The 18,583-nt window shown below is 51.2% G+C and carries 14 protein-coding genes; 8 read left to right on the forward strand and 6 right to left on the reverse strand.

Annotation, left to right across the window (positions count from 1 at the left end; translation table 11 throughout):
- Positions 1–24: 24 nt before the first annotated feature.
- Positions 25–1,890 carry an AAA family ATPase gene (locus tag F1728_RS00480; protein WP_155362433.1) on the reverse strand — a complete coding sequence of 622 codons (1,866 nt, stop codon included), beginning with the start codon at positions 1,888–1,890 and terminating at the stop codon, positions 25–27.
- Between the two features lie 309 nt (positions 1,891–2,199).
- On the opposite strand from F1728_RS00480, the gene F1728_RS00485 reads away from it, so the two are divergent.
- Positions 2,200–4,302 (forward strand): alpha/beta hydrolase family protein, encoded by a 2,103-nt coding sequence (locus F1728_RS00485; protein ID WP_228030434.1) that lies wholly within the window; start codon positions 2,200–2,202, stop codon positions 4,300–4,302.
- 167 nt (positions 4,303–4,469) lie between these two features.
- Positions 4,470–5,312, forward strand: a complete 843-nt coding sequence (gene hemQ / locus F1728_RS00490) for a hydrogen peroxide-dependent heme synthase (protein WP_228030435.1) — start codon at positions 4,470–4,472, stop codon at positions 5,310–5,312.
- A gap of 53 nt (positions 5,313–5,365) precedes the next feature.
- Here the strand turns inward: hemQ and F1728_RS00495 are convergent, their stop codons facing one another.
- Positions 5,366–6,352 carry a DUF1571 domain-containing protein gene (locus F1728_RS00495; RefSeq protein WP_155362434.1) on the reverse strand — a complete coding sequence of 329 codons (987 nt, stop codon included), beginning with the start codon at positions 6,350–6,352 and terminating at the stop codon, positions 5,366–5,368.
- Between the two features lie 758 nt (positions 6,353–7,110).
- Here F1728_RS00495 and F1728_RS00500 point away from each other — a divergent pair.
- The gene (locus F1728_RS00500) at positions 7,111–7,959 is read left to right on the forward strand and encodes a sugar phosphate isomerase/epimerase family protein (protein ID WP_228030436.1); all 849 of its coding nucleotides are present in this window, start codon (positions 7,111–7,113) and stop codon (positions 7,957–7,959) included.
- On the opposite strand, the gene F1728_RS00505 is transcribed toward F1728_RS00500, so the two are convergent.
- The 3 genes from F1728_RS00505 to F1728_RS00515 all read right to left on the reverse strand — a co-directional run bounded on the left by F1728_RS00505 (position 7,948) and on the right by F1728_RS00515 (position 10,444).
- Complete coding sequence (locus F1728_RS00505) at positions 7,948–8,925, reverse strand: YdjY domain-containing protein (RefSeq protein ID WP_228030437.1); 978 nt, start codon at positions 8,923–8,925, stop codon at positions 7,948–7,950. The two genes, F1728_RS00500 and F1728_RS00505, sit on opposite strands and share 12 nt — an antisense overlap.
- A gap of 101 nt (positions 8,926–9,026) precedes the next feature.
- Positions 9,027–9,899: an alpha/beta fold hydrolase gene (locus tag F1728_RS00510; protein WP_155362436.1), complete on the reverse strand. Its 873-nt coding sequence runs from the start codon at positions 9,897–9,899 to the stop codon at positions 9,027–9,029.
- Between the two features lie 5 nt (positions 9,900–9,904).
- Positions 9,905–10,444, reverse strand: coding sequence for an O-acetyl-ADP-ribose deacetylase (locus F1728_RS00515; protein ID WP_155362437.1), 540 nt, complete (start codon positions 10,442–10,444; stop codon positions 9,905–9,907).
- A 140-nt stretch (positions 10,445–10,584) separates the two neighbouring features.
- Between F1728_RS00515 and F1728_RS00520 the strand changes: the two genes are divergently transcribed.
- The 5 genes from F1728_RS00520 (at position 10,585) to F1728_RS00540 (ending at position 17,169) form a co-directional block, all read left to right on the forward strand.
- A complete protein-coding gene (locus F1728_RS00520; RefSeq protein ID WP_228030438.1) occupies positions 10,585–11,700 on the forward strand; it encodes a glycosyltransferase in 1,116 nt (371 codons plus the stop codon).
- Between the two features lie 55 nt (positions 11,701–11,755).
- On the forward strand, positions 11,756–13,768 hold the full coding sequence (gene asnB, locus F1728_RS00525; RefSeq protein ID WP_155362439.1) for an asparagine synthase (glutamine-hydrolyzing): 2,013 nt from the start codon (positions 11,756–11,758) through the stop codon (positions 13,766–13,768).
- 463 nt (positions 13,769–14,231) lie between these two features.
- On the forward strand, positions 14,232–15,251 hold the full coding sequence (locus F1728_RS00530) for a PQQ-binding-like beta-propeller repeat protein (RefSeq protein WP_194242618.1): 1,020 nt from the start codon (positions 14,232–14,234) through the stop codon (positions 15,249–15,251).
- 130 nt (positions 15,252–15,381) lie between these two features.
- The gene (gene pgsA / locus F1728_RS00535; RefSeq protein WP_155362441.1) at positions 15,382–16,011 is read left to right on the forward strand and encodes a CDP-diacylglycerol--glycerol-3-phosphate 3-phosphatidyltransferase; all 630 of its coding nucleotides are present in this window, start codon (positions 15,382–15,384) and stop codon (positions 16,009–16,011) included.
- 156 nt (positions 16,012–16,167) lie between these two features.
- Positions 16,168–17,169, forward strand: a complete 1,002-nt coding sequence (locus F1728_RS00540) for a site-2 protease family protein (protein WP_145040954.1) — start codon at positions 16,168–16,170, stop codon at positions 17,167–17,169.
- A 30-nt stretch (positions 17,170–17,199) separates the two neighbouring features.
- Here the strand turns inward: F1728_RS00540 and F1728_RS00545 are convergent, their stop codons facing one another.
- Complete coding sequence (locus F1728_RS00545) at positions 17,200–18,537, reverse strand: hypothetical protein (RefSeq protein ID WP_155362442.1); 1,338 nt, start codon at positions 18,535–18,537, stop codon at positions 17,200–17,202.
- Positions 18,538–18,583 lie beyond the last annotated feature (46 nt).

The following is an 18,583-nucleotide window of genomic DNA, read 5'->3' on the forward strand; positions in this document are numbered from 1 at the left end:
TATGGCCTACCGGCGTCCTTCGTTTCAGACCGCTGTAGTCGATCGTTCCTTCTTGCGACCAGGCAAAGACTTTTCAGCCACGGGTTTTCCCGCAAACGTGGCAGTCTGCTCCCGGTTCGAATCATCAGACTGTTTCCTGGCAAAACGGACGACGACTTGCTGTCCCTCGAATGAGAGTTCGAGTGTTGTCCCTTTTTCCAATGATTGAGAGTTAATCACATCCGCAATCACGGGCGTGACATAACGCTCAATCGTCCGTCTTAAAAAACGGGCACCGAAGTAAGGGTCGTACCCTTTCAATGCCAGCCAGTCCAGAATTGACCGATCCGGCTGAATGGAAATCCGGTGCCGCTTCAAACCGATGCGGTTCTGTAACAGCCCCAGTTCGCAAGCGGCAATTGCCCGAATATGATCCGCATTCAACGCGTGGAAATACACGATTTCGTCAAAGCGATTCAAAAATTCGAAACGGAAATGTTCCATCAACCGTCGTTGCATTGCCTGTTCCATCTCCAGTTGAGATGACACTCCGTCTGCAAAACCGATCAAACTCTTACGATAAAGTTCAGCTCCTGCGTTCGTGGTGGCAATAATCACAGTCGAACGGCAGGAAACCGTCTCGCCCGTTCCATTAATGAAACAGCCTTCATCGATTAACTGCATAAAGCGGTCCAGGACAGGCGGTGCACACTTCTCAAATTCATCCAGTAACAGCACAGTGAAAGACTGCCCCTGCAGACGCTGGGTCAGCAGTCCCTGGCGTTTGGATAACGCATACGCCTCCGGATCACCGAACAAAGTCAAGGCAGATACTTCCGTCTGGAAATCTGCCATATTCAACCGAACCATGCTGTCCGGCCGTCCCAGCAGATATTCAGACAGTTTCTGTGCGATATGCGTTTTACCCACTCCCGTCGGTCCCGCGAACAGGAACGCTCCCAGTGGACGACGTATATCACTCAAACCCGCCTTAATCGTACCAATCATCCGCACAACCGCATCCACGGCCTGATCCTGCCCCAGGACAGACTCAGCAAAGTGTGCTCGTACCTGTTGCAGTTCGAGCTTGATTGCGGGATCAATCAGGGACAACGGAACCTTGTGCACCTGGTGAAACCGATCAATGACATCCCGTCCATTAACTTTACGGGCCTTTTTCCGCACTACCTTGACCTGGTTCAACAGATCCAGCACCTTACGAGGCATATTCAGCCTGGAAAGAAAACGGTGTGATAACAGCAACGCTTCTTCCTGTGCGGTCTCCGTAATCCGAACTCGATCCGTCTGTTGCTGATATTCGGACCAATGTCTTACAATCTGTCGGGCCGTAGACAAGTCCGGTTCATCAACTTTCAGAGCGACAAAATGGCTTTCCAGATCCGGATAGTTTTCAAACATCGCTTCCACGCTGGTCCGATCTCCTTCGGCCAGCAGGGGACGCTGAGTCTGATAAGCGTAGGACTGTAATAACGGCTGCAGATAATAGTCGTTCAGGATCTCCATGTCAGAGAAAAACGGAACGATATTCTCATCTGTTTCCAGTAAAACATCGAGCAGTTTCTGAAATTCACCGCGCAGCTGATCTTCTTTTTTGAGACTGGCCAGGGCTCGTCGAAACGAGAGTTTGAGAATCCGCGTTCCCTGCAATGCTTCCGGTCCCTGTCCAGCTGCTGAAAGTGCTACCAGCTTGTGGATGACCGAAGATTTTCCCACACCACTCCCGCCATACAAAATAGGGAAGCGGTCTGCATTGATGATATCGGTCACATCGCAAACCAGGTCATCCATCAGAAACACTGGAGAGAGTTTCCCCGTGTCTGCTTCTTTTGTCAGATCACGCTCGAGCCATTTATTCAGCACTGTTTGCAGATTGTTTGTCTGTTTTGACATCAGAGTATTCCATCAGTCTGATTTCCAGAAAGGTCAACAACGCGTTCTTCAGCCCGGAAACCAGTTTGCCGAAGAATCTCTAACAGGAAGACCATCAGGCCCCATCAGGGGTTCGCAGCCCCATGCATGTTTCTGCATGAAAGAGTGCTGCTGACCTGCTTTTATTCAGACAAAACCTGAAATATCTGTGATAACCGAGAATCAGACGCCCAAGACTGACAAAGCGTCTGAACGCTGATACAATAATAAGCATTGTTAACGAACCCTGACTCCCTCCAATCCCGCCCTCAACCATCGACAGGATTAACCATGGCTCACACATCCTTCCGACGAACTTGTCTCGTTTTGACCCTGGCCGGACTCTTCCTGCAATCCACCATGATACTGGCAGCAGACAAAGTACAGGACCGCCGCAAAGTGCTCGGTCCCTCCCAGGCAGATCAAAACCTGAGTGATTACTTCAAGCTTCATGCAGTGCGACTCGCTGATCGTAGTCTGGCTGACATTAAAGACCTCAAGAGCTGGGAACAGAAGCGAAAGCAATATCGAGAGCAGCTATTCGAAATGCTGGGACTTTCGCCGCTTCCCCCCAAAACAGATCTGAAACCAGAAATCACAGGTAAGATCGAGAGCGATGGATTCATCGTTGAAAACATCACGTTTCAGTCGCGTCCCGGGCTGTACGTTACCGGCAATCTCTATCGACCTCTCAAACAGGAAGGGAAGGTTCCCGCCATTCTGTATGTATGTGGGCACGGGGGCGTCAAAAAGAATGGCATCAGTTACGGAAATAAAGTGCATTACCAGCATCATGGCGAGTGGTTTGCCCGCAATGGTTATGTCTGCCTGACGATTGACACTCTGCAACTGGGTGAAATCGAAGGGCTGCACCATGGAACTTACAGGGAAGGCATGTGGTGGTGGCTCTCCCGGGGATACACGCCCGCTGGAGTAGAAGCCTGGAACTGTATTCGCGCACTGGACTATCTGCAATCACGTCCCGAAGTTGATGGAGAGAAGCTCGGGGTCACCGGACGTTCTGGCGGGGGCGCTTACAGCTGGTGGATCGCAGCTCTGGACGAGCGCATCAAAGCAGCTGTTCCAGTGGCAGGTATTACGAATCTAAAGAATTATGTCATTGACGGGGCAGTCGAAGGACACTGCGACTGCATGTTCATGGTCAATACTTACCAGTGGGACTACGCCCAGGTCGCCGCCCTGGTGGCTCCCCGGCCCCTGTTGATTTCCAACACCGACAAAGACAGTATCTTCCCCCTGGATGGCGTGGTCGACGTCTATAACTCTACCATGAAGATTTATGAACTATACGGTGTCCCGGAGCATCTGGGACTGCAGATCACAGAAGGCCCCCATAAGGATACCCAGGAACTGCGAATTCATGCGTTTCGCTGGTTCAACCATTATCTGAAAGGGGATGACTCCTTGATTGAGATGGCTGCCACGAAGTTTCACAGTCCTGAAGAATTACGTGTCTTCAAGAAACTGCCCGCAGATCAGAAAAATGCGAAAATCCAGGAATCATTCGTCGCCACAGCCAAGCCAGAGATCCCGCAAGACTCGGCGGAATGGCACCAGATGACGGAAAAATGGAAAAACCTGTTGCTGAAAAAAACCTTCCGCGCCTGGCCTGAAAAGGTCGATTCGAACGTCAAGGTAGAAACCAGCCATCGTGATGGTCTTACTCTGAAAACAATTTCGTTTGAGAGTCAGAAACATGTCCCCCTGAAACTGTTCATCGTTCTGCCGGACCATTCGAAAACTGTCTCTGAAGTCACTCTGAATGTCTTAAATCAGGCAGAGTGGGAACAATTCCAGTCTACACTGGCTCCCCTCTTTTCTACAAAAGAGGGCGCAAATCAGTCACCCGAGAAAGCTTCCTCACTCTATAAAGAGATGCAGCAGCGTGTGCAGCAGGAACAGACGGCCCTGGTTTACTTCACTCCACGAGGCGTGGGACTGGATCAGTGGAATCAGGATCCACGTAAACAGGTTCAGATCCGCCGCCGTTTCTATCTGCTGGGGCAGTCACTGGAAGGGATGCAGATCTGGGATATCCGCCAGGCGATTCAGCAACTGGAAGCACAGCCGGAATTCAAAAAGGCAAATCTGACACTAAAGGCCAGCGGAGAAGCTGCCGCCCTCAGTCTGTATGCGTCACTGTTCGAACAAGGAATCAGTCAGCTGGAACTGTCCGGCATGCCGGCATCGCACCAGCAGGGGCCTGCACTCCTGAACATTCTGCGATTCCTGGACCTGCCACAGGCTCTGAGCATGGTCGCCAGTCGTACGCCGGTCAAACTCAAACAGGTTGATCCACAGGACTGGAAATTTGCAATTCAGGTTGGCAAACAGATGGGCTGGCAGGAAAAACAGCTGCAAATCGAAAAATAAAAGTCACGATTTCTTGATACAGGCAATCACCAGACGCGCTCAGCGTTTGCTCAGAGCGTGCGCGCCGTTATAATCGACTTACCCTGCCTGAGACGAAAAATGTACGTTTCTGGCAGTCTACAATAATGAGACAGAAATAGAGTTTCCAAGCTTAAAGGTTTTTCGACGTGAATCGTCCTCCCCATACATCTGCTCCACTTCCTGATCCGACAGCAAACATGACGGAAGGCTGGCACTGCCTGCATCTGTATTACCGTGTCGATCAGGGAATCCTAAACCAGATTGATCAGTCCACTCGCGACAGCGGTCGTCGGGAACTGGCAGCCATCCTGGACCCCGATCAGGAAGACGCTCCTGTACGGATTCAAACGTCTGTCGTTACCGGCCACAAAGCTGATCTGCAGGTATTGATCATGGATCCGGATCCGATCAAGATCGATGGCATTAAACATGCCATTCGGTCCTGTGGGGTGGGTCCCGCGCTCATTCCCACCTATTCTTTTGTGTCGCTCACGGAGATCTCCGAATACGTTCCCACACTGGAACAGTATGCGGACAAACTCAAGCAGGAGGGAACTGATCCTGACAGCCCGGCATTCCAGGCGAAGCTCAAGGCTTACGAAGGACGTCTGCCAGCTATGAATCAACAGCGGGTGTACCCCGAATTTCCTGACTTCCCAGTCTGCACTTTCTACCCGATGAATAAATCACGGGTTTCCGGTGCGAACTGGTACATGGAGCCCTTCAGCAGTCGTTATCACATGATGGCAGAACACGGTCTGAGCGGCATGAAGTTCGCGGGGCGGGTCGTCCAGGTGATTACAGCTTCAACCGGATTTGACGACTGGGAATGGGGTGTCACGCTGTGGGGCAGGGCACCAGAACCGATTAAAGAAATCGTGTACACGATGCGGTTCGACAAAGCCTCTGCCAAGTACGCTGAGTTCGGACCCTTCTATCTCAGCTATATCATGTCCCCGGAAGAAGCAATCGCCCATCTCAAGCTCTGACAAGAGCTCAAGACAGGCGATCATGCTCGACTCATCTATTCGAAACGTTCCGTTTAGCGGCGGAAACGATAATCAGAGTTGGATTCGCTGAAATCAGCTGTCGCCAACTCTGATTTCAGATTGATATCAGTGAAGGAATAGGATTCAATCAGAGTCTGTTCATCCAGTTCTTCGGGAGAGGCAGAAGCCATTTCTTCCCGTGGCCAGCCAAAGCCGCGTACGAACACCGGCAGACAGGATTCCTGATCAATATAAATCACTGACTTCCGATAGGTCGGTGATTCTTTTGCATTCGCAAAATGAGCGATAAAGCAGTAGCAGTCTTTCCCATCGAACTTCTGATTACTGAGCATCACACATTCGGTATTCAGATTCTCGGCGAGGTCTTTCTTACGAAAACCAATGATTTCTTCAGCCAAGGCACGGATACCAGCCTTGGTAATGGGATAACGTGATTCCTGCAGAGCCAGTGATCCGTGGGGATCCAGCTTCAGTGTCGGCATCAAGCGACCTTTCAGACCGCCCATCTTGACCAGCATTTTCTGATCATTTTCCCCGTCAACATAGAGCAGTTCCTGACCTTTGTCTCCCACAATCCACTTCATATAAACACTGAAGGGCTTGTGGCGACATTTCAGGTTAATGACCTGGTTCTCCGAGAGGGCACCACCAATGTATTCCTGCTTGGAAAAGGTGGTTGTGTAATTTGAGACGGAATCCAGCAGACGACAACCTTTTTCCAGCAGCAACTGATTCATCAGCAGAGCCATCCGTCCGGTTAAAGTACCGGGCTGCTGCTGAGTCTGAGCCTGACCATCCTGTTTAATTTCCTGATTGGATTCTGAAAATTCCGTTGGTTTATATGCAATCACCGGAACGGGAATCGGTCGGGCAGCGACCACAGCCATATCGTTGGGATCGGCGTCAGCCGGAGATGGATCGTAACTGAAATACAACACCCCAATCGCAGCAGACAGAATGGCGGAAGCCAGCATGTTCGGTAGTTGTTGTTTGGACCTGTGTTTAAGCATGCGCATCATGCGGTACCGTTCCTTTTCATTAAGAAACTGCAAGGCACCGTCTTGTCTGAACTGAATCCTTGATCCGGGATCCACTCATCCGTGAAAAGACGTCGCTCGGGCTTGCCCGTCGTGGTGATGTGATCTAGCCAGCACACGGTATTCCCTTTGTGCGTCTGACGGATGTTTGTTCCCATAAAAGTATGTGCTCTCATCAATTTGAAATCGGAGCGTTCATCGACAAAACGGCCCTGTTTCAAAACCGGAGAACATTACGCAATCTGCGTATTCCCGATCCTGATAGTCTCTGAATCTGCCACAACCTCACTGTTGTGGGTGGACATTGATCATTTCGGGGGTGGTTATAAAAGAAAAATCGACATCTTTCCCGGGAGATTATTAACAAAACTCGGCCCGCACATTGAATCCTGCATGTTCTGACGGGCCTCAGGGTTCAGATCAGATCAAACTGACATCTTCAACCAGAAGCCCCCATATTAACAGCCTGAATTAATTCCTGAAATCGGATGACAACTCCGTCACAGCAACAAAATACATCAAACACATTTTATTTTTCTAAGAGGCTCATCTAGAATGAGTTATATTCATACAGTTCACAAAACACTCAACAGGGATTCCCTGTCTTTGTCTTCGAAAGGGACAACAAGATGCAATTTTCCCGGCGCTCATTCCTCCAGACAGCCACTGCCACTCTGTTCACGGGGGCTTTTTCTCAAATTGCTTCAAGTGCACTTAGTACAAATTCAGAACCCCGTTTAATGAAACTGGACCTCTCCTGCGGGCGGATTGGAGTGAAAGCAGATCAGAGACAGGCCATTGATTATGCACACAAATATGGCTTTGAAGCCGTCGTACCTGATGCCGGCTATCTGGGAAAACTCACCGACAGTCAACTGGACGAATTAAATTCAGAACTGAAGAGCAAAAAACTGGTTTTTAGTGCAGCGGGGATGCCCGTCGATTTTCGCAATGACGAGGCGAAATTCCAGCAGGGACTACAGGCGCTTCCCGCCTACGCATCCTCACTTCAACGGGCCGGTGTTACTCGCACAGGCACCTGGCTGATGCCCACGCATGCAGAACTGACCTATAACGCCAACTTCAAACGTCACGCCAAACGCCTGAAAGCGGTCACACAGATTCTGTCAGACCATGGCCTCCGATTCGGGCTGGAATATGTTGGCCCGAAAACTCTCTGGTCCAGTAAAAAATACCCGTTCATTCACTCCCTGCCCGAAACCCAGGAACTAATCGCCGCGATTGACGTCAAAGGGGCAGGACTGATTCTGGACAGCTGGCACTGGTACACGGCACATGAAACGCAGGATGATATCCTGGCGCTGACCAATGACCAGATCGTTGCCGTTGACCTGAACGACGCACCGAAAGGGCTCGAAATCGATGAGCAGATTGACCAGAAACGCGAATTGCCCATGGCGACCGGCGTGATCGATCTGGCCACATTCCTCAATTCCCTGAATGAAATTCGCTACGATGGCCCTGTGAGAGCAGAACCGTTCAATGCAGCACTCCGCGCAATGCCCGGCGATCAGGCCGTCGCCACTACAGCTAAGGCGATGAAGAAAGCTTTTGCTTTAATCAGCTGATTCATCCTTAGAGGGCTTCTTCTCCTGGGCAATCGAAATTTCAATTGTCACAGGAGTCCCCCGCGGCGGGATCTTGTCCTTATTCGCCTCAAACAGCAGATTTCCTTCACCAGAGGCAGAGCTTTCAATACTGACATCAATGGTGGCAGTCGGAAAATTGGCGACACAGATCAGGTCACCGCTCTCGGCGTGATAGTATTTTTCACCGGTCATCTCATCGACGGAGAAACCGCTGCCAGCGAAAACCCAGTCAGCTTCCATCAGCCGCGGACGAGTCTTTTCGTAGAAATCTTTGATCGCTGCCTGATATGTCTTGTTATCTGATTTCGCCAGGAACTGGTCCCGTTCTTCTTTGGTCATCTCACCGAACCAGATCAATTCTTTATATTTGTCGTCATACCTTAGTTCGGTCTTTCTGTCGATGACCACACCAGGAGGTAATTGATCCAACTTTGCCGTGAAGTAACGGGAGGTCGAAGAACGCACCCACTTCTGTGCTTCTTCGCGATGCGTTTTGCCTGCTTTGTCTTTCCATTCCAGAATCAGATTCAGTTTCTGCCCCGTGGGAGGTTTAAATTTGGGAGTGAACTGGACCGGAGTTCCCGCCTTTGCTCCAATCGCCAGCAGTCCGGCGTGTATCGCTTTCGCTGGAGAATCGATCGATAAAATAGACTCGTGTTCTTTGGTCTGTTTCTTACAACAGAGCATCTCCAGTACGCCTTCGACCAGACAGACGTGCGTTTTCAAGAATAATTTCTTGTGTTCCAGATCCAGCAACACCGTCTTCTGGGGGTTGAGGGGAACCAGTTTCTCCTCAGAATCCTTTGAATCCTGTTTCACGGGTTCGGTAGCCTTGGAATCAGTCACTGTTTTCTGAACCGGTTCCGCGGCGCGTGAAGCAATATTCCCAATGAGAATCGACAGCACCAATAACATAAAAGAGAGTTTTGTAAACGAATGCTTCATCAAATCATCCCACAAAGTGAAGACATAAACTGGCCCGTCCGAAATCTAGTGTTATTTTAGATACTCATTATCAAAAGTCTTCCCCGATTCGGTGGGAAATCTCAGATCTCACCAGAAGAACAGATTTCAGCCAGCCAGTCAGCGTAATCTGCCACAATCTGCTCGCGCTGCGGCTCAAATTCGAGAGTATGCCGTGCAGCAGGATATGAAATACATCGCTTCTCCACCGATCTGACCCGGTCCAGCCAGACTTCGGTAGCCCTGTTATCGATGATCTGATCCTGCCCCGCCAATTGACAGAACACCGGACATTCAATCTGCTCCGCGACCTGGTCTGCCAGTCGATCCAGCTCCCGATTAGCCAGTAAAAACGAAACGGTGACCTCATGCAGTGCCAGAGGATCATGACGAATAAAGTTCTGCCAGCCGGCGTCTCCCGTAAACAATGCCGGATCACTGAGCGGAATCGCGACCCGCTTCTGCCTCACTCCCAACTTGTCAGCCAGATTCAGCTGAAGTTTCTGGAAGGGGTTCGGGCGGACGCGTGCTTTAATCCCCGGATAAAGTAAAGCCAGTCCATCTATCAGGTCAGGTCGTCGAGTCGCCACGACCGCCGCCAGTTTTGCTCCCCAGCTCATCGCCTGCAAAATCACTGGCGCAGCTTTTCCTGACGAAGACTGCAGGAAACGAACCTGTGATAAAATCTGTACGGTATCCTGCACCAGTCGTTGCCAGTGAAGGGTATCGCCACGCTGTTCTCGATTCAGCCCCGATCCACGGCGATCAAAAAAATAGATCTGATAACCACTCTCACAAAGCTGTCGACAGGAGGCTTCATACCAGGCGGAATGACTCTGGATTCCGTGGAGCACGACTAAAACCCCTTTGATGTCCTCCGCCTCGGGGCTCCAGACACGCCCCTGCAGCCGGTAATTATCAGAGGCAACAAATTCCTGAATGAAGGGTTCTATCATAAGGCTCAGACAAGCATCGTTTCTAAAACCCGTGCATAGCCACCAAACGTCCCCTGATCAAAGAGAACAAATTTCACCAGCTCCAGCTGACTGGTCGCTTCCAGACGCGTTGCTACCGTCCGTAACGCCGTTTCCGCCGCTAGATCAACGGGATAGCCATAAACTCCGGTACTGATCGAAGGAAACGCCAGGCTCTGACACCGCAGTTTTTCTCCCAGTGAAAGACAGGTCTGATAAGCGGACTCCAGCAGATCCTTCTCCTGATTTCCACCTCCCCGCCAGATGGGGCCTACCGCATGAAAAATGTATTTTGCCCGCAGGTTTCCAGCGGACGTCTCAACGGCACTTCCCGTCGGGCATCCATCCGGGTAACGACGCTTCAGCTCATTCATTACTTCCGGACCAGCGGCAGCATGGATTGCTCCATCCACGCCTCCGCCCCCCGCCAGCATCGCATTCGCGGCATTGACGATCGCATCCACGCGTTGTGTCGTAATATCTCCCAGAACCAGCTCAATCCGGGCAGATCCAAACTGTACGATCATCGTCTTTCATTCTATGATACGGACAACCTGCTGGGTACAGATCAGGTATTGATCTCCGCCTGTAGTATAAAATACGATAGGCGTCTTTCAAAGCGCGAACCCGGAAACAATTCTCAGCAACGAATGCGAACCCTTTCATCGTGATAAAAGTCAGCCTTCTCATTCCGACTCTTGATCAGTCAGGTGCCGAAAAGCAGCTCACTCTGCTGGCGACGTCTTTACCCCGTGATGAGTTTGATGTGCAGGTCATTGCGCTGACTCGGGGAGGCCCTTATGCGGAGGTACTCCAGCAGCATGATATTCCAGTGACGATCCTCAAGAAACGATTCAAATTCGACCCGCTGGCATACCGAGCGTTAAAGAAAACTCTGCAACAGCAGCAACCCGATATTCTGCATACCTGGCTATTTGCAGCCAACTCTTATGGCAGGATGGCAGTCAAACACCTGTCGTCTTCACAAAAAAAAACCAGGGTCATCGTCTCAGAGCGTTGTGTGGATTCATGGAAAAGTAACTGGCAACATAATGTCGATCGGCGTCTGTTACCGCAAACGTCACTGCTGGTCGGTAACTCTCTGGGGGTTGTCGACTTTTACAGGGAAAAAGGTGTACCGGATTCACTACTGCGAGTCGTTCCTAACGGCATTGTTCTGCCCGATACGACGGTCAATGAAGCAGTTCGTTCACAGCTCTACCAGGAACATGATATCCCCCCGAATGCGCGCCTGATTGCCTTCGTGGGACGTCTGGCACGCCAGAAACGTGTCGAAGATCTGCTCTGGGCACTGCAGCTGATTCGTCAGATGAATGAGGATATCGTACTGCTCGTAATTGGCGATGGCCCCGAACGAGCAAAGCTGGAGCAGTTGGCTCACAAGTATACGGTCACTCCCAACGTACGGTTCCTGGGCCACCGCACCGATGTCGACCGGCTTTTTCCTCTTTTTGAAGTCTTTCAACTGGCCAGCGACTTTGAAGGACAGTCGAACAGCATCATGGAAGCCATGTCATACGGCATTCCCGTCGTCGCCAGTGATATTCCCCCCAACCGGGAACTGGTCGTGCATGGTGAAACCGGCTTCCTGACTTCAGTGGGTGACAGTACGGGTTTCGCACAATTTGCAGAACGAATCCTGGCAGACCCGCAACTCGCAAAAGATTTAGGAAACGCCGCTCGAAAAAGGATGCAAGAGGAATTCAGTGTCGATAAGATGGTAGAAGGTTATGCCAGACTCTATCGTGAAGTCCTCCAGTAATCGATGTTGCTGACCAGAGCACGTCTCCTGTCCCCCAGCTTTTAGAATTTAGATCATGTGCGGAATCACCGGAACCTTGTGGACCACACGGGACAAGAATATCTCCCCACTGGTGCTCCGCAGTATGACCAGTGTCATCTCTCACCGGGGCCCTGATGATGCGGGAGGCTATCATTCCGACCTGGAATCCAGATCATTTCTGTTCGCTGATGAAAACCAATGGTCCGACTTCACTCCGAACTCTGAAACCGGTGCCGCCCTGGGACACCGCCGCCTGTCGATCATCGACCTGGGAACCGGGCACCAGCCACTCAGCAATGAAGACGGCACTGTCTGGATCGTCTTTAACGGCGAAATCTACAACTACCAGGAGCTCAGAACTGAACTGGTAAGACAGGGGCACCAGTTCAAAACGGAATCCGACACGGAAGTCATCGTCCATCTTTATGAAGAGCAGGGGGCTGCCTGCGTGGAACATCTAAGGGGGATGTTTGCATTTGCCATCTGGGATGAACGTCGCCAGCGTCTCTTTCTGGCACGCGACCGCATGGGACAGAAGCCCCTGTTTTATCGGGAAGAACCAGGTCGGTTAAGCTTTGCCAGTGAGCTCAAATCGCTCCTGCAGCTGCCTGGTGCCAGCCGGGAAGTTGATCCCCACGCCATCGATCTGTTTCTCGCCTATCAATATGTGCCACACCCCTGGTCAATTCTGAAAGGCTACCAGAAGTTGCCCCCGGCACACCGCGCAATCTACGAGCAGGGACAACTCACCGTTGAGCGCTACTGGACGCCCCCTTATCAGCATCCTGAATTACGAACAGACCTGAATTTCCAGTCACCTCAGGAATGGTCAAAGGTACTTCGCCAGACATTAACGGAATCCGTTCGAATCCGCATGCGGAGTGATGTCCCTCTGGGAGCGTTTCTCTCCGGGGGAATCGATTCGACAATCATCGCCGGATTGATGCAGAGTATGTCCGAACGACCGGTTCATACCTTTTCGATCGGCTTTCCGGTGAAACAGTTTGACGAGACCAGCTATGCCCGCGAGGCAGCAGCCATGCTGGGAACCGAACATCACGAGTATGTGGTCGAACCCGAAGCCCTCGAAATGCTGCCCCGTCTGGCCTGGCATTACGATGAACCTTTTGCCGACAGTAGTGCTATCCCAACCATGTACCTTTCACAAGTCACCCGGCAGGAAGTCACCGTTTCTCTTTCCGGAGACGGAGGAGACGAACTGTTTGCAGGCTACGACCGCTATCGAGCGGTGGCACTTTCACAGTGGTTTGATCGACTGCCGGGGTTCCTCAGAAAAATGATGACTGCTTCCATCTGGCAGAAACTCCCCGCATCAGTGGAACAGAAATCATTTCGCCGCCGCGTCAAGCGATTCCTGGCAGGACTCGCAGTTCCTCCGGAACGTCGCTACCTCAAATGGGTCGGCATCTTTGATACAGAACGCCGACTGGAGATGTATACTACCGAATTCAGAGAGCAAATCCAGAACTTCGATGCCGATCAGTTCCTGCTTGACGCTTACCAGCTCTGTCCCGACCGCGACTTTGTGACTCGCACGACTGCGACCGATGTACTGTCTTATCTCCCCTGTGACATTCTGACCAAAGTTGACATTGCCAGCATGGCGCACAGCCTGGAGTGTCGCAGCCCGTTCCTGGACCATCATGTCGCGGAACTGGCAGCAGTCATGCCCCTGGAACTGAAAATGCACAAAGGCCGCGGCAAACAGATTCTCGTCGACACATTTGCTGATCTCCTTCCTGAATCGATCCAGACACGCAAGAAAATGGGATTCGGTGTACCGCTCAATCACTGGTTCCGTCATGAATTGAAACCATTACTCTACGATGTTCTGCTTGACCAGCGGGCCATTGATCGTCAGATCTTTGACCGAAAGGCTGTAGAACAGCTGATCAACGAACACCAGAATCAGCAATGGGATCACAGTGCTCGCCTCTGGTCACTGCTAGTCCTGGAAATGTGGTTTCGAACCTTTATGGATCCGGCAAGCATTCCCGATCACTTTCCGGAAGCTGCCCTGGTCTGACCGTTTTCGGCTCCGCCCCTTGAGCTTTATCTGCGAATCAGAGAAAATATTCAGAGCCGTTGATACTTCAACCTGCCTTACTGATTCCCGCCCAAAACGAGACGACCATGCGTGTTTTTGCTTTAAACTCACTCTTAATGCTGTTCTGCCTGATCTTTCTGAAACCTGCTGTTGCAGAGACTCCCGATTCAACCATAGCACCCCCTCAAACGACCTGGGAGGAATGGCCGCAGTGGCGAGGACCGCGCGGTGATGGCACCTGGAATGGTCCTCCACTCAAAACAACCTGGCCTGAATCGGGGTTGAAAAAACTCTGGTCCCACGACCTGGGGGGAGGCTACGGGGGGATTTCTGTAGCGGATCGAAAACTCTATGTCATGGATCGGCCTGTAGCCTCGTCTGAAGATCAGCAAAAGCAGCTGGCATCCACAGTCATCGAGTCGCGCGGCAGAATGTTGAACGGGTGCTCTGCTTTGACGCCCAGACTGGTCAACAGATCTGGGCGCACACCTATCCCTGCGATTACCATGACCTCGATTATGGCAATGGCCCTCGCGCGGCCCCCACGATCGTGGATGATCTGGTCTACACGCTGGGAACGATGGGCGATGTTTACTGTCTGTCTGCGAAAACCGGGAAGGTGATCTGGAAGAAGCAACTCGTTGAAGACTTCGGGGGGAAAGTACCACAGTGGGGGTATGCCGCTGCTCCTTATGTACTGGGAGACATGGTCATCCTGCTACCTGGAGGCAAAGAGCAGGGGACCGCGGTCGTTGCCCTCGACCGTAAGACAGGAGTCGAACGGTGGCGATCACTCTCCGATACTGCCGGCTATGCGACACCTCTTTTGATCAACCACCAGGGTCGGTCACAATTAATCATCTGGTCACCCAATCACATTCACAGTGTCAATCCACAGTCAGGGAAACATTTCTGGTCGGTCCCTTATAAAATCACTTACGGTGTCGCGATCGCCAATCCTATTGCGCATGAGGGGCTGGTTTTTGTGGCAGGTTACTGGGATGGATCCAAAGCCATTCAACTGGGCACTCAGCCAGAAGAGGCAGAGCTGAAATGGGAGGACCGACGCACACTGAGAGGTCTGATGTCACAACCGCTTTACCGAGATGGCTACGCGTATCTACTCGATAAAAAATTTGGTCTGACCTGTTTTGAATTCGCCACGGGAAAAAAAATCTGGGACGACAAAAACCAGATGACACCCGGTAATACTCGTAATCCGCAGGCAACCCTGATCTGGCTGAAGCAGCAACAGCCCCGAGCCCTGATCCTCAACTCAGACGGGGATCTGATCCTGGCTGAACTGGATCCTTCCGGGTACAGGGAACTGGCCCGGACCAATCTGATTGGAGAGACCTGGGCCCATCCCGCTTATGCGGAAAATCGGATTTTTGTACGCAGCAATACCCGGATTATTGCCTACGAACTGCCCGTCCTGGAATCGATTGACGAATCCCCATAAAAGCCACAGAGCTGCACTGTAAACTTCCCAGTCCAGTCGATAGAATGCCTGTGAGCATTCCTGGGGAGTGCTCTGTGCTGTTGTGCGCTGATAATTCACACATTGTTTATTCAAAGATCCAGAAGCCAATATGAATTCGACTTCGGAACCTCAATCCGAGAATACCGGGCCAGGTACGGAGCTGCTGGGGCCTGAAATCTGGAACCTGCCCAACCTGATCACCGTCAGTCGACTGGTGCTCTCATTGATCCTGTTCGTGATCATCTATCTCGAAGGCTGGTGGAAAACCTCTGCCTGCCTGTTCATCGTGGCAGCGGCTACAGATTTTCTGGACGGTTATTTCGCTCGAAAATACAATCAGGTCACAACGCTGGGCAGGATCATGGACCCCTTTGTGGATAAATTCATCATCTGTGGTGCATTTATCTTCCTTCTGGAACGGGGTGCCGCTTCCGGGATCAATGCCTGGTTCGTCCTGATCATCATCGGACGGGAAATGTTTATCACCAGTCTCCGTGGCTTCCTCGAAAAAAGAGGACGCGATTTTTCCGCCAGCTGGAGTGGGAAAATTAAAATGGGCGTACAGTGTGTAGCCGTTGTGGTCAGCCTGCTCTCATTGAGCCCTGAAGCCCCGTTTAATACCCCCGGTTTCCTGATATTTCGCGATGTTACTATCTGGGCAACGGCTCTGATTACACTGTACAGTGGCATTGATTACGTGCTCCGTGCCTCCCGGATGCTCAAACGTAACCCACTGTAATCTAAGCTATTTCAGACACATCTTTGCAATATTCTATCAGTTGATTCGAATAACAAATTCGAGAATTCAGCAAAATCACTGCTCATCTAGATGCTGTCAGCGGTATAAAATGGATTGAACTACTAACTTTATCAGCTCTTGAATTTGAATAGATGCATGAATGACGTAAACCAGCCACGGCCTCCTTCTGATCAGATCATTGAGGTTAAGCCCGGTGACTATCAGACCGAGGTCAAGGATTATTCACCCCGGCAACCTGTCTACAACAGGCCACCCGCTCCCACGCGGAGCAAGGTCCCATTGATTCTCTTCATTCTGACCTGTTTGAGCACGTTGATCGTCGGCGGGACACATAGCCCTTTTATTCCGACTCCCGGGCAGTTCCAGTTGTTGTTCTCGAAAATCCAGGCCATGGGCTGGACAACGTTTTTCAGCAACGGTTTTTCATATGCCGGCCCGGTGATGTTGATTCTGCTCTCCCATGAAATGGGACACTATCTCCAATCGCGACGTTACCACATCCCGGCGACCCGTCCGATTTTTATCCCCATGCCGATGAGCCCCTTTGGTACCATGGGAGCAGTCATTCTCCAGAGAGGGGGAGTTGCCGATCGCAAGCAGATGTTTGATATCGCGGTCTCCGGTCCTCTGGCAGGGCTGGTGTTTGCAATTCCCTTCGTTTACTGGGGGCTGCTCAATTCAACCGTGGAAACGATCGTTCCCGGCTCTGGAGTCGTCAGTTTCGGCGAACCACTGATTCTGAAATGGATGATTACACTGGTTCACGGTCCCCTGGCTGAAAACCAGGAAATCGCCATGAACTCCATGCTGTTTGCAGGCTGGGTTGGAATCTTCATCACTGCCCTGAACCTGATCCCCATTGGACAGTTGGATGGAGGGCACATCCTGTATACCCTGATCGGCAAACGAGCCAATGTTGTCGCTCAGCTGGTTCTGCTCGGCGCGATTGGATATATGGCGTATTCGAACGAATTTTCCTATTCGCTGCTGATTCTGCTGCTTATCTTCTTCGGAGTCACACATCCTCCTACTGCCGACGATACCGTTGAATTGGGCCCCATGCGAACATTTATCGGGTGGGCAACACTCGCGTTTTTCATCATCGGCTTTACCCTGACACCGATCACGATTCATTAATCGCCAGGTAGCGAGATCAGAAGCAGCAGATTATTTGATCTTCTCCAACAGTTGTTCTGATCGAAAGACGATCTCCAGATCTTTATTTTTCGTGGCCTGTTGCAACTGTTTTTGGGCAGCCCGACCATATTCTGCCAGTTCCTGCTGAGCCTCTTCCCGCTTCGCCCAGACCGGATCACCAAGCTGCGCGATTAACAGATCAATGTGCTTCTGCAATGCAGGATCCACGTCAACCAGAATCACCAGTGCAATCCGACGTAGCACATCAGGATGGGGTGTCAGTTCCAGCGGGACACTTTTGTCGAGAACTCCTTCATCCATGCAATAAATGACCGTTGCCTGATCTTCTCGAAAACCATAGTCATTCAGAATGCGCTGCACATACTCAATCTCAGGTTTTCCCAGCCCCCGCTCACTCAGATAGTCTCCCCAGAAACTCAGGATCTGTTCACGCGAAACCGGCTGCTTTTCTACATAGGGTACTTTGACGGGATCCACTTTAGTTTCCGTCTTCGCGGGTGTTGCCGGTTTCTTTGAATCAGCAGCTTTACCAGATAACAACTGTGGTAGCGCACCTACGTTCCGCAGTTGATCCCCCAGAACTTTCAACTTCGCAGCTTCTTCTGCTGCCGCCTTGGCTTTGAGTTTTTTATCAGAGAGCGGATCGACCTTGGATGCTTTCGTTTTATCGTCTGTCCCGGACTGCGGTTTCGACTTCTGGTTTGACAATCCAGGAATCTGATCAACGGCTGCCAGTTTCCATTGCTTTGGATTGTCTGTCGGTTGAATAACCGTCAGATGTTGTAGCATACCGGGCTCTCGATTCTGGACTTGGAACCCGTCTGCTGAGTGGGTCATGGATATCTGGGGCGTATGATTGACTTCAACATCATACAGAATGAAGCGATCACTTTTGTTGTTCGCATTTACAAACAGTCGATCAGCCTGCTGCAGGGGGCTCAGCCAGTGAGAACCCGGGATCTGAAAACTTGCCGAACCTGATTTCGTGAGTTGGCAGGCGCGCCAGTAAATCCGCCGAGACTGGATCCGCGCTGTGGGCCAGTGAGAAAGGAATCGTCCTGAAGGGAATTCCACCAGAACATCGATATCTTTAACTTCTGGTCCAGCAAATGTAATCAGCCCCAGAGGAGTCGGTTTATCGCTTCCCTCACTATCAGCACTCAACCGTCGCGACTGCATAAAGCCTGGCAGTGTGGACCGGAACAAACCAGAATCATTCATTTTTTTTCCGTGGGCAGAGACCAGGTAAACTCCCACATCACGGACAATCAGCTGCGAGCCGCTTTGAGTTGAATCACCTTCTGCCAGGCAGTGAGTTCCCAGTATCGGTGCGCAGAGAACTGCCATGAGCAAACTAATACAAAGCAGTTTGCTAAGAGAATGAGGTTGAAAC

This window comes from Gimesia benthica (assembly GCF_009720525.1).
GTDB lineage: Bacteria > Planctomycetota > Planctomycetia > Planctomycetales > Planctomycetaceae > Gimesia > Gimesia benthica.

Bases quoted from the DNA above. Each gene is read 5' to 3' on its own strand.
- F1728_RS00505 (WP_228030437.1), bottom strand. From the start codon at position 8,925: ATGAAGCATTCGTTTACAAAACTCTCTTTTATGTTATTGGTGCTGTCG.
- F1728_RS00545 (WP_155362442.1), bottom strand. From the start codon at position 18,537: ATGGCAGTTCTCTGCGCACCGATACTGGGAACTCACTGCCTGGCAGAA.
- F1728_RS00495 (WP_155362434.1), bottom strand. From the start codon at position 6,352: ATGATGCGCATGCTTAAACACAGGTCCAAACAACAACTACCGAACATG.
- F1728_RS00510 (WP_155362436.1), bottom strand. From the start codon at position 9,899: ATGATAGAACCCTTCATTCAGGAATTTGTTGCCTCTGATAATTACCGG.
- F1728_RS00480 (WP_155362433.1), bottom strand. From the start codon at position 1,890: ATGTCAAAACAGACAAACAATCTGCAAACAGTGCTGAATAAATGGCTC.
- F1728_RS00485 (WP_228030434.1), top strand. From the start codon at position 2,200: ATGGCTCACACATCCTTCCGACGAACTTGTCTCGTTTTGACCCTGGCC.
- F1728_RS00515 (WP_155362437.1), bottom strand. From the start codon at position 10,444: ATGATCGTACAGTTTGGATCTGCCCGGATTGAGCTGGTTCTGGGAGAT.
- asnB (WP_155362439.1), top strand. From the start codon at position 11,756: ATGTGCGGAATCACCGGAACCTTGTGGACCACACGGGACAAGAATATC.
- pgsA (WP_155362441.1), top strand. From the start codon at position 15,382: ATGAATTCGACTTCGGAACCTCAATCCGAGAATACCGGGCCAGGTACG.
- F1728_RS00540 (WP_145040954.1), top strand. From the start codon at position 16,168: ATGAATGACGTAAACCAGCCACGGCCTCCTTCTGATCAGATCATTGAG.
- F1728_RS00500 (WP_228030436.1), top strand. From the start codon at position 7,111: ATGAAACTGGACCTCTCCTGCGGGCGGATTGGAGTGAAAGCAGATCAG.